At 39.2% G+C, this 12011-nt stretch carries 8 protein-coding genes, 2 pseudogenes and 1 riboswitch; of the genes and pseudogenes, 1 reads left to right on the top strand and 9 read right to left on the bottom strand.

The features are described 5' to 3' along the window. Positions 1–2: 2 nt before the first annotated feature. The 9 genes and pseudogenes from ACEE75_RS04825 to pcrA form a co-directional block, all read right to left on the bottom strand. Positions 3–1328, bottom strand: coding sequence for a DUF438 domain-containing protein (locus tag ACEE75_RS04825; protein WP_449164834.1), 1326 nt, complete (start codon positions 1326–1328; stop codon positions 3–5). Continuing rightward, on the bottom strand, positions 1325–1558 hold the full coding sequence (locus ACEE75_RS04820; protein ID WP_012027094.1) for a DUF1858 domain-containing protein: 234 nt from the start codon (positions 1556–1558) through the stop codon (positions 1325–1327). The genes ACEE75_RS04825 and ACEE75_RS04820 overlap by 4 nt, the downstream gene beginning before the upstream one ends. Beyond that, positions 1558–2166, bottom strand: coding sequence for an alpha/beta fold hydrolase (locus tag ACEE75_RS04815; protein ID WP_447575486.1), 609 nt, complete (start codon positions 2164–2166; stop codon positions 1558–1560). The genes ACEE75_RS04820 and ACEE75_RS04815 overlap by 1 nt, the downstream gene beginning before the upstream one ends. Before the next feature lies 1 nt (position 2167). After that, positions 2168–3064: pseudogene (locus tag ACEE75_RS04810) on the bottom strand (DUF2130 domain-containing protein); the annotation flags it as partial. 137 nt (positions 3065–3201) lie between these two features. After that, a pseudogene (locus ACEE75_RS04805) lies at positions 3202–3421 on the bottom strand (DUF2130 domain-containing protein); the annotation flags it as partial. A 113-nt stretch (positions 3422–3534) separates the two neighbouring features. After that, positions 3535–4497: an aromatic acid exporter family protein gene (locus ACEE75_RS04800; RefSeq protein ID WP_447575485.1), complete on the bottom strand. Its 963-nt coding sequence runs from the start codon at positions 4495–4497 to the stop codon at positions 3535–3537. 45 nt (positions 4498–4542) lie between these two features. Further along, entirely contained in the window at positions 4543–5313 is a 771-nt protein-coding gene (locus ACEE75_RS04795; RefSeq protein WP_447575484.1) for an HAD-IIB family hydrolase, read from the bottom strand. An 81-nt stretch (positions 5314–5394) separates the two neighbouring features. Next, positions 5395–7506 (bottom strand): AAA family ATPase, encoded by a 2112-nt coding sequence (locus tag ACEE75_RS04790; RefSeq protein WP_447575483.1) that lies wholly within the window; start codon positions 7504–7506, stop codon positions 5395–5397. 243 nt (positions 7507–7749) lie between these two features. Next, on the bottom strand, positions 7750–10005 hold the full coding sequence (pcrA, locus tag ACEE75_RS04785) for a DNA helicase PcrA (protein ID WP_447575482.1): 2256 nt from the start codon (positions 10003–10005) through the stop codon (positions 7750–7752). Positions 10006–10363: 358 nt separating this feature from the next. After that, positions 10364–10450: riboswitch (glycine riboswitch) on the top strand. A gap of 118 nt (positions 10451–10568) precedes the next feature. Here pcrA and ACEE75_RS04780 point away from each other — a divergent pair. After that, positions 10569–11897, top strand: a complete 1329-nt coding sequence (locus ACEE75_RS04780; protein ID WP_447575481.1) for an alanine/glycine:cation symporter family protein — start codon at positions 10569–10571, stop codon at positions 11895–11897. Positions 11898–12011 lie beyond the last annotated feature (114 nt).

Raw genomic sequence — 12011 nt, 5'->3', positions numbered from 1 at the left:
ATTTAGATATCCCGATGAAAATCGCTGTCAATCTCAAAAAATGGCTGGATATCTTGGACATATTCCAAGACACCTTGAAACTCTCCTTGGTTGTCGCGGACAGCCCTATAGACCACATAGACAAACTTGCCCATGCTCTCGGACTTGAACCACATAGTAACCTGGTCTTTTTGCCCTGTGCGGAGCAAGTCAAAAATCTTCTTGACCTTATCCACTATTTTGGGAGGATGGCAGAGCTCCACATGGCGTCCAATCTGGCTTGGCGTTCGTTTGAAAATCATGTCTTCGACAGGGTGGGTGTCATTGTAGTATTGGAAAATGTCATCCTTGTTGACAAAGGTGAGTTCCAGCGGTAAATGATTGAGGATCAGATTAGCTTGCTCAACAGATAAATAACCATTGCCAAAGGTCTGCGGACTGGTTCTGTCCTGAACAGTTTCTGATCTTTCCTTAGGTGTGAAGGTAATGGTAAACTGGCCTTCTGGCGTGTCGATAATCTGCTGATTTGGTCCTGCTGGCTGCGAAGAAACAGAATCTGCTTCCTGCTCTGCTATTTCTCCAAAAACCTCTCGATGGGGCACCCACTTGGCTGTCGGCTTGACAATAGCGTAGCCGTAGGCCTCACTATCCGCTGCCACTTGAAGCCAGTCATCCTGGGTGAAAATCTCCAGCAAAATCATGAGAAGGATGGCCTCTTCCTTAAAAATCATCTCCTCGAATTCCTTGGCAAAGGTTTCAAAATGGGCTTTGGTTGCTGCTATGTCGCCTGTTGCAAGGGTTTTGCGAGCCGTTTTGAAGAGATCGCGAATCTCATCGTCCACACCCCACATGACCTTAGGTGGTGCATCGTGACCGTAGTGTTCCATAATGGGAAAGAAGACCTTTTCCTTGCGAATGTAGTGGTTTTCAAACTGCCCCAAGAGGTCAAACTGGCGTGTCAAACCTTGCAGGAGCTGGTCTTTCAGCTCCGCATCCTCTGTCTGCTCATACTGGTCAATGATACGACGGATGCGTAAGAGAGCTGCCCGCAGTGCCAGGTTTTCCTGCTTGAAGACATAGACTGGGTGCCCTTCCTGGTCCATATCCGCCACTTCCACATCTGCAATGGCTCCTTTGAAGAGGTTGGCGTGGATATTGCAAAGGTTCATGACGTCTTCAAAAGTGATGCCCGTGTCACTGGACATGAGTTCATGCTCCATCATGGAGATTTCCAGGGCAGAAACTCCCGTGAAATGCTGATTAAACTGGTCCTGAACAGACTCTGGGCTGGCACCATTGTGCAGGTCCAAGAGAATATTCTTCAAAATGTCAATCCGTTGGTCTGTCATGCTTCTCCTCCTATTACCTCATAGCCGTTGCATTCCAAGACCTGTTGAATGCGGTCTAACGGAATCTTGGTCATCTTAGAGCCTGTCTTCAGACTGGTCACCTTACCAACAGTGTTGAGCATAGCTGGATTAGCCAAGGGCTTGAAACCAAGTTCTACCAGAATGTCCTTGACTTCTGGGTGCTGGTTGATAATCTCTGCAACAGGCAGATTTAGGTCAATGGTGTTCATTAAAAATTCCTCTTAAAAAATTGCTTGATAGCTTGAGCCAATTCCGCTGGTTTATGAACATTTAATTCATGTCCTCCATCTTCGATGATAACTAGCTCAGCCTGTGGTATTAATTTGTTCAATTCATTAGCAGGTTTCAGATTAGGTTTGTCCTTTGCCCCGCAAATCAGCAAGGTAGATAAGATAATACGACTAACTTCTGTTGTCAAATCAAGATAACGCATACTTTTCTGTAAGGACAACAACTGCTCCTTATCTAGCTCTCGCTTATGATAGAAAGATTTGGGGAACAAGGACATGATTCCTATTTGAAGACTAAATAGCCAATTTCCTTCTAAGCGATACTGGGCACCTGAAACAATAATCCCCTGACAAAGTGGCAAATGATTAGCCAAGGCCAAGGCTAATACACCACCTAAAGATAAGCCAAAAAGTACAAAGGGACTACTTTCCTGTTGCAACCTATCCAACAATAGACCACGTAAATGCTCAAAAGTATCCGCCTTGGGCAATTCCAACACATCAACCTCAACATCGGTCAAATAGCTTCTCAAGTTATCATAACGAGCTACCGTTTGACCTAGACCGTGTAAAATAATGAGTTTCATCTCATTCCCCCTTCAAGGCCTCAAACTTCTCACGCATAGTAGGGTTTTTTCTAGTCAATTTCTTAACAGAAACGTCTTCTAGTTTATTATTGGCAAGTCTCAATTGATTCTCTGATGTTGTCAGAGCCGCCTTAACCGCCTCCATTCGTTTAATGGATTTGTCTATTTCCTCAATAGCTTTTTGGAAATTTTTACTGGCAGAATGGTAGTTTTTGGCAAAAGCTGTCTTAAAGGTTTCGAGATCCTCCTCAAAATGTGTAATATCGATATGCTGCTCTTTCACCAAAGCTAATTCTTGTTTATATTTTAAACTATTGAGCGCAGCATTTCGCAAAATCCCAATCAGCTGAATAAAGAACTGAGGACGAACCACATACATTTTCTCATACTTGTGACTGACATCCACGATGCCCGTATTGTAATAGTCATTATCAGATTCTAGCATCGAAACTAAGACAGCATACTCACAATTTTTTTCTCTTCTATCCTTGTCTAGCTCCTTGAAAAAGTCCTCGTTTTTATGTTTTTTGACAGTGTCATCTGCTTCATTTTTCATTTCAAACATGATGGAGAGAATCTCGACACCATTTTCATCCGACTCACGATAGATATAATCCCCTTTTGATCCCCTGTCAGAGAGTTGATTGTCCTTTTCAAAGTAGGCATTTGGAAAAGCTAGATGGCGTACCTTATTAAATTCTGCTTCTGCATATAACTCTAAACTCTCACCGATAGCTTTTGTGGATTGTTGGGCTTTAAAGTTTTTATAAAATTCTACCTGTTCATTTGCTGCTTTTAATTGAACTTCATACTCTTGACGACTGGTAGCTAGGGCTAACTCTTGCTTTTGCTCTTGTAAAAGAAGAGCGCTTTGAGCAGCATCACGTTCTTTCTCTAGAGCCGATATAACTGCTTGATGTTCTTGATCTTTTTCTAAACTTAATTTTTCTAACTTAGATTGAAGGTCAGCTAGTGTCTTATCTTTTTCAGCCAATTTTTTCTCAAACTGAAGCTCCTTTTTCACATTTAAAGCCTCTAAGCTAGCCTGCAATTCCAAAATTTCCCTATCTTTATTAGCTAGTCTATCTTCTAGGTTGCGTTGTGCCTTCTCCTTTAATAACTCTGTTTCACGTTCCAGACGCTCATGGACTTCTTTATCAAACTCTGCGCCACGCACCTGAGCTAATAGTTGACTATACTCTGTTTCGTTAACTTGAAAAGCCGTCCCGCAGTGGGGACAAGTGATATTGTGCATATTCCCTCCATATTTTTTTCTACTAATTTGAAAGTTTTGCCTTCTAACAGTAAATCGTCACTTCAAAAAACGTCATTGTCTCACTTGATATTATTGTATCAAAAAAAGGTCAACTAGACCTTCTCTGACTTATAGTCTTGGTAAAAATCAACTTTTAGTTGTATAAAATGCTCCATATCATGTAGAAGTTGAAACAAGGTTGCTCTTGTCTCAAACTCCTCTCTGGTCTTAGGTAAGTCCCTTTTTCTAAAGCGTTGTAAAAAGTGCTCAATAGCATCTAGGAGATCTTGAGCTGGATTTTCTTGACTTAACTGTTCAGCTGTTTCTTGGAATAACTGAGCCAAAATTAAACTCTCATCACTTTTTAGGTGACAATGATTGATATTTTCAGCCATTTGACGTAATACTTTTGTTTGCGCAATACGCATTTCAAAATAATGCACCTGATAATTAGTTTGATTAAACAATTGGTTACGTCTATCAAGATAGACCAAAGCTAGAGCATCTTGTAACATAACCTCCAACTCCTTGATGAGTTGGGCATCATTTGTACCATCACCTTTTAACAAAAAACTATTAAACCGTAATAGAATCTTTTTTAACTGTTCTTCAACCCGTTCATGGTAGTCTAAAATTTCATTTTGTCGCGACGGCATATATAAATTAAATAACAGAGCTACCCCTGCACCGATGATAAAAAGTCCCAGCTCATTTATTAACCATGACCAAGCAATACTTTTTTCTAACAACAAGTGTGTTACAAGAACAGTACTTGGTGCTATTCCTGCCTCTAATTGATAGCGATAAGCTATTGGAACATAAATCAGAAGATAAACAATAACCGCAGGAATATGGTAACCCAAGATACCAAATGCCACTGCTCCTAAAATTAAAGCTAGAATAACTGAAAGTAATCGTTGTCGTGCCATTTTAAACGACGTCCGCCGTGTATCTAATACACTTAGTATAGCAATAATTCCAGCTGATGTTGCGTAAAGAAAACCTAATTTCTGAGCCATAAAAATGGATAGCCCTGTAGCTAGGGCTAATTTTATGGTGCGTTCCCAAATGGACATTTCTTCCTCCTTATCTTGATTTTTATAATCGTATCCTCTCAATAGTTAATTTTTAAATACTTTGAAGAGTTCTTCTATTTTCTGAGCGATTAGATGTGGTTGCTTCCCCTTGATGATTAGGTGCTCATCAGCATAGGGGAATAAAGGGGCATATTCTCCAATCTGAACAGCATATAAGGAGTGTTTGAAAAACTCAATATCATTTTGATCGTTTCCAAAAGCTACATAGGGAGCATTTAACACCTCTATCAATGTTGTGGCTTTATTCACACCATAGGGATTGATATAAAGGCACTTCTCATGCTCATGATAAGAAAAATCAAGACAAGCCAATTCTCTAACATCTGCCAACAGAGAATCTACTAAGTCTTCATGATCTCCCATATAAATCACCATCTTGATCGGGTGTGCTAGTTTCTCCAAATCCACTTCTTTTGCTAGACGAAGCGGGTCAACACTAGAAATGAAAGGAATCTTTTCTCTTAGTGAAGTGCTGTAATTAAAATCATTGTCAACGAAATAAGGGAGATTATAGGCTTGACACCAAGATAAGATTGTCTTAAAGGCTTGCTTATCAAGTACCTTATCTTTAAAAATTCGACCACCGTTAAAGACTAATCCTCCATTTAGTCCAACCACCAATCGCTGACTGAGACTGTCTCCTAAAATCCCTAAACAATCACGATAAGATCTAGCCGAAGCAAAGCCAACTTGATGTCCATATTGCTCTGCTTTTTCCAAAACATCCTTGATGGAATTATCCATTGAGAAACCATCAAAGCACAGGGTTCCATCTAAATCGAAAATAAAATACATGATTGCCTCCTTCCAAATATTCTAACACAGTTTTCAGAAAACAACAAAAATAGGAGTGTCGAAACACCCCTGTCTTTGATTTTAGGCTTTTTTCTCCTCAATTATCATTTCACCATTTTTTAGAGTAGCAACTAAATGCTTAGCCTCTAAATGATCAAGATAAAAATCAGTCACACGATCTCTAATATCTTGTTCAATTACCCGACGAAGAGGTCTTGCTCCCATTGCTTTATCATATCCCTTGTCGATTAAGTAAGCCTTAGCTTCATCTGTCACTTCAAGTGTAATATCTTTTCTTGCCAAAGTGCGGTTGACATCTGATAACATCAAATCAACAATTTCACCAAGATCCTCTTTACTTAAGTGGCTAAACTCAATAACACCATTAAAGCGATTTAGGAACTCTGGACGGAAGTAAGGTGCAATCCGGTCCATAATTTTTTGCTCCTCATCGTCATCTGATACTTGATTTAAACCAAATCCAGCGTTTGATGTTGCAATAATAACGGTATTTTTAAAGTTAACAGTATTACCTTGACCATCTGTTAAATGCCCGTCATCCAAAACTTGAAGTAATAGGGTAATCACTTGAGGATCTGCTTTTTCAATTTCATCAAGAAGAACAATAGAATAAGGGTTGCGACGAACACGCTCAGTTAGGGTATTACTGTTATCATCATATCCTACATAGCCCGCTGTTGTCCCAATCAGTTTTGAAACAGCTGTACGATCTGAAAACTCAGACATATCCAAACGGATAATGGCATCCTTGGTACCAAACAAGTCAATTGCCAATTGTTTAGCTAACTCAGTCTTACCAACTCCAGTTGGACCAACAAATAAGAAGCTACCAATCGGACGATTACCATCATCAAATCCTGCACGGTTACGACGGATTGCTCGTGCGACCATCTCAACAGCTTGATCTTGCCCAATTACTTTTCCTTTTAAGCGGCTGTTAAGTTCTTTTAAGCGCTCAATATCACTTGACCCCATATTAGAAACAGGAATACCTGTCATACGCTCAACGGATTCTGCCACATCATTGATTGTGGCTTTTGTTTTTTGAGTTTCAGTATGATTCTCGATTTGTTTTTGCAATTCTTCGATGCGAACCTTGCTGTTTAATGCTGTCTCATAATCTTGTTTTTCAACTGCATCCTCTTGTTTTGATCGTTCTTTAGCAATTTCTTCTTCAAGGGTATGAACATCTGTTACAGAATGTTGTGCCGCAAGGTGTGCTGCCGTAACATCTACCAAATCTATGGCTTTATCAGGAAGACTACGTTGTGGGATATACTGTATAGAATAATCCACTGCTGCTTTCAGAACCTCATCTGGCAAAATAACATTATGGTGTTCTTCATATAGTGAGCGAATACCTTGCAAGATTTTTAATGTATCCTCTGCAGACGGTGCTTTCACTTTTACTTCGTTGAACCGTCTTGCTAGTGCTGCATTTTTCAAGATTGTATTGCGGTATTCATCCTCTGTACTAGCACCAATGATGGTTAATTCTCCCCGAGAAAGAGCGGGTTTAATAATATCTGCTAAACCTTTTGAACCACTATCTGAACCAGTATTACCTGCTCCTAAAATTTGGTGAATCTCATCGAAAAATAAAATAATATTCCCAGCTTCCTTAACTTCACTCACAAGATTTTGAATATTTTCCTCAAAGCTACCACGATATTGAGTTCCCGCTTCCAAACCAGAGATATCAATAGAAATCAACTCCTTACCTTTAATTGCAGCAGGAACATCTCCATGAACAATAGCTTGTGCCAAACCTTCAACAACAGCTGTTTTACCAACGCCTGCATCTCCCACTAAGACAGGATTGTTTTTTGTTCGACGGGCCAAGATTTCTGAAGTTTCTTGGATTTCTTTATTTCGACCAATCACTGGATCAAGCAAACCTAAGCGCGCTTCTTCAGTCAAGTTACGTCCAAGTTTAGCCAAAATACCATCTGATTTTAAGGCTTTATGAGACGTTTTTTCTTTCTCGACACTTTCATGCTGTGGTAGTTGTCCTGTTTGACGATAATAGGCAAATTCTTCTGGTGTTACCTCACGGCCGTTAATTAAATAACGACGACTCTCAGTGTTATAACCACCCATATTCCCCATCAATTGGTTAAAAATATCATCCATGTTTCCAAATCTGTCAAATTGATTATTTCTGTTTGTCATCATCATTACCTCTTACATTTTTCTATACATTAATCATTCAGATCCCATTATCTGAATTCAGTAGTTTTGATCAAAACTAACCTTTTGACCTTCACTGACCTTAAGTATATAGTAATACTTTTGTAACATAATGTCAACAAAAAAGTTTTATTTTTTTGATATAATTAAAAATTTAAATAAAAAGCACATCTAGTTAGTGGAAGAACTAGATATGCTTTCTACAAAATATAATAGGCTAACAGATTATTTTTTTTCAATCGGAGCTACACTGGCCAGTAGCTTTTTCAATCCTACTTCTGAAAACTTAATTTTTAACTCTTGTGCCTGTCCTTGTCCAGAGACTTCGAGAACTATTCCATCACCCCACTTTTTATGATGGGCAACATCCCCAACTTTCCAATGGTCTGATATTTTAGATGAAGCTTGTGTGAATGGTCTAGGTGCAGCACTTGCCTTACGTTGTTGAAGGGCCTCTTGCAAGCTCATTCCTTTGGCAAAAGATTCCCCACTACCCTTAGAGCTTGCAATAAAAGAGGTTTGAGCTGGGCGAGCTAGACCGTCATAGCTCAATAATTCCTCACTGATCTCTTTAATAAATCGCGTTGGACGATTGTAACTTGTCCGCCCAAAAAGCGTACGGCTATTAGCATTGGTCAAATAAAGAACCTCCTCAGCACGAGTAATACCAACATAAGCCAAACGTCGTTCTTCCTCCAGCTCATCTCTATCTTCTGTTGCACGAGACAAAGGAAATACCCCTTCTTCCATTCCAATCAAAAAGACAACTGGAAACTCTAACCCTTTGGCAGCATGAAGCGTCATCAAGGTCACCTCAGCTGTCTCAGTATCTCCATCATCAGTATCAGCAATCAAAGCCAAATCATTCAAGAAACGACTCAAACGCTCCAATCCTGTCTCACCCTCTGATGTCTCTGATGCCTTATCATCAAAATTTTTGGTCACAGATAAAAATTCTTGGATATTTTCTACCCTTGCTTGACTCTCTAGAGTATTTTGTACTTTAAGAGATGCTAAGTAACCTGTCCGTTCTAACACCTGCTCAACAACCTCTGAAATGGAGAGTTGATCTAAACCATCACGGATATCAAATAGAATGTTAGCTAGCTCGCCAACTGCTTGCGCAGCTTTCCCACGTAAAGGAGAAATTAAAATATTTTCAGCTGCATCTAAAAGAGAGAGTTGCTGTTCTTGAGCAAAAAGACGAAGTTTATCCAAACTTCCTGGACCAACACCACGCTTAGGCTCATTCACAATACGTTCAAAACTGATATTATCACTGGGGTTTGATATCACATTGAGATAAGCAATGACATCACGAATTTCTTTACGGCTATAGAATTTGGTTCCTCCAACCATGGTATAAGGAATATTAGATTTTAAAAGCGCCTCCTCAATCGTACGAGATTGCGCATTCGTGCGATAAAGCACAGCAAAATCTTTGAAATTTTTACCAGATGAGGTCACCATATTGTCGATCTTGCTGGCAACAAAAACAGCTTCTTCTTGCTCATCGCGTGCACGAAAATACACAATAGCTTCGCCGTCTGCATTTTGTGTCCATAAGCGCTTGGGACGACGGTTATAATTGTTTTTAATCACATCATTAGCAGCTTGAAGGATTTTTTTAGTCGAGCGATAATTCTCTTCCAATAAGACCACCTTAGCTTCTGGGTAATCTTTTTCAAAATCCAAAATATTTTGCATATCTGCTCCACGCCAACCATAAATTGACTGGTCTGCATCTCCAACCACACAAATATTTTTAAATCGAGAAGCTAAAAGTTTGACCAATTGATATTGCGCATGGTTGGTATCTTGGTATTCATCCACATGAATATATTGGTAGCGTTGCTGATAATAAGCTAAAACATCTGGATGTTGATCAAATAAGCGCAAGGTCATCATAATTAAATCATCAAAATCCATGGCCTCGCTACGACGTAACTCTTCCTGATAAGCTTTATAACACTTAGCAACAACTTGGGTGTACATATCAGATGCTTGGTGTTCATAAGCACGTTCATCCAATAAATCATTCTTAGCATTTGAAATTGTTCCTAAAATCGAACGCTCATTCCAATTTTTAGGATCAAGATTAAGCTGCTTAAGAATACGCTTCATTAAGGTTCTTTGTTCACCTGGATCTATGATGGTAAAATTACGATTGTAGCCAATATGATCTGCATCTCGACGTAAAATACGCACACACATGGAGTGAAAGGTCGCAATCAAGGTTTCTTGTGTCGCTGGATTTAACAGCATAGCTCGTTCCCTCATTTCACGTGCTGCTTTATTGGTAAAGGTAATCGCTAAGATATTCCATGGATTCACCATTTTTTCATCAATAAGATAAGCGATGCGATGTGTTAATACTCTTGTCTTTCCAGACCCTGCTCCTGCCATAATCAAAAGCGGTCCCTCAGTCGTCATCACCGCTTCTGCCTGCTTGTCATTCATACCGTTTAATAATGGATTCATAATATTATACAAAGGGCTGATACTTTAAAAAGTCAACTTTCTAAAATAACTTCCCTATTTAGCTACCGTAACTAAATATTCCTTTCCTTTTTCTTTCAACAGACTTCTGTTAACAAAAATAATCCTTACTATTTTACCACTTTTTCTATAAAATATCAGAATCCATGTCAATTTACCATTCTTCAATAGCATCATAAAAGAGTTTAAAAGACTATTGACAAACATTAAAACTTTATATATGATAGAACGTATATTAATTTAATAAGCGATTGACGTTTTTCAGGAGAGAAAGGTTCGCCTTTCACCGAAGGAGTTATACTCTCAGGTATCTAGATCATTCTAGATGGGACTGATTAACTGACGGACTTCTGGAGAGACCATTTTTGGCGCCGAAGGGGCAAGGCATACTGCTCAATCTCTCAGGCAAAAGGACAGAAGAGGTATAGAAAAAACTAGATCAAACTAGATTTTTTTGTGTAGCCTTTTATGACGATTTATCCAGAGGTATCGAAAGATAGCCTCTTTTTCTTGTTTAAAACCAATCGTACATAAGGAGATTTTATATGTTGGAATTTTTTACCGCTATTGATAACATTGTTTGGGGAGCTCCCTTACTTGTTTTATTAGTGGGTACTGGAATTTATCTGACAGTTCGTTTGGGGCTTTTACAGGTTACAAGATTACCAAAAGCCTTTAAACTTATCTTTGTTGATGATAAAGGCGAAGGTGACATTTCAAGTTTTGCTGCACTAGCAACTGCTCTGGCTGCAACTGTGGGAACAGGAAATATCGTCGGGGTTGCGACTGCTATTAAATCTGGTGGGCCAGGAGCTCTGTTTTGGATGTGGGTGGCCGCTTTCTTTGGAATGGCAACAAAATATGCTGAGGGACTTTTAGCGATTAAGTTTCGCTCAAAAGATGCTGAAGGTAAAGTGTCTGGAGGACCAATGCACTACATTCTTCTCGGTATGGGACAAAAGTGGAAGCCATTAGCTATCTTCTTTGCAGTTGCAGGCGTATTGGTTGCCTTTTTAGGAATCGGAACTTTCTCTCAAGTAAACTCTATTACCTCATCACTTGAAAATAGCTTTGGATTGTCTCCACAAATTGTTAGTATTGTCATTGCCATTATTGTAGCTATTATCATTTTCGGAGGGATTGAATCTATCTCTAACGTCTCAACAAAGGTTGTTCCATTTATGGCCATTCTCTATATCGTTGCAACTTTAGCGGTTATCTTTGTCTACAGTGATCAAATCATCCCGTCACTAGAATTAGTTTTCAAAAGTGCTTTTACTAAAAGTGCTGCTATTGGTGGTTTTGCTGGAGCAACTGTTAAAGAAGCAATTCAAAGAGGGATTGCGCGTGGCGTATTTTCAAATGAATCTGGACTTGGTTCAGCCCCTATTGCCGCAGCTGCCGCTAAAACAAATGAACCTGTTGAACAAGGTTTGATCTCTATGACAGGTACCTTTATTGATACCATTATCATCTGTACATTAACTGGTCTTTCCATTCTTGTCACAGGAAAATGGACTATTGAAGGACTTGAGGGAGCTCCTTTGACACAGGCCGCATTTGGAAGTATCTTTGGGACACCAGGTGAACTTGCTATAACAATTTGTTTGGTCCTCTTTGCTTTCACTACAATTTTAGGGTGGAGTTACTATGGAGAGCGTTGTTTCGAGTTTTTATTCGGAGTGAAACACCTCAAATTTTACCGAATCACCTTCATCACGATGGTTGCGCTTGGAGGTTTTTTAAAACTTGAACTAATCTGGGTTATTGCAGATATCGTCAATGGACTAATGGCTCTACCTAATTTAATTGCACTACTAGTCCTTTCACCCGTTATTATTAAGGAAACAAAAAAATATTTCCATAAAAAATAAGTCACTTCTAGAAAAGCCGATATCTTCTATCTGAGTTTTTAAATTAGATAGAAGATATCGGCTATTTTTAATAAAAGAGTGTACCTTTGTCAATGATGTGAGACCAAAAATGTT

It is taken from the genome of Streptococcus sp. 11273D007BT (assembly GCF_053547195.1).
The sequence above is the reverse complement of the archived record's forward strand: the minus strand, read 5'-3'. Positions and strand labels throughout refer to the sequence as shown.

Bases quoted from the DNA above. Each gene is read 5' to 3' on its own strand.
- ACEE75_RS04790 (WP_447575483.1), bottom strand. From the start codon at position 7,506: ATGACAAACAGAAATAATCAATTTGACAGATTTGGAAACATGGATGAT.
- ACEE75_RS04825 (WP_449164834.1), bottom strand. From the start codon at position 1,328: ATGACAGACCAACGGATTGACATTTTGAAGAATATTCTCTTGGACCTG.
- ACEE75_RS04820 (WP_012027094.1), bottom strand. From the start codon at position 1,558: ATGAACACCATTGACCTAAATCTGCCTGTTGCAGAGATTATCAACCAG.
- pcrA (WP_447575482.1), bottom strand. From the start codon at position 10,005: ATGAATCCATTATTAAACGGTATGAATGACAAGCAGGCAGAAGCGGTG.
- ACEE75_RS04800 (WP_447575485.1), bottom strand. From the start codon at position 4,497: ATGTCCATTTGGGAACGCACCATAAAATTAGCCCTAGCTACAGGGCTA.
- ACEE75_RS04780 (WP_447575481.1), top strand. From the start codon at position 10,569: ATGTTGGAATTTTTTACCGCTATTGATAACATTGTTTGGGGAGCTCCC.
- ACEE75_RS04795 (WP_447575484.1), bottom strand. From the start codon at position 5,313: ATGTATTTTATTTTCGATTTAGATGGAACCCTGTGCTTTGATGGTTTC.
- ACEE75_RS04815 (WP_447575486.1), bottom strand. From the start codon at position 2,166: ATGAAACTCATTATTTTACACGGTCTAGGTCAAACGGTAGCTCGTTAT.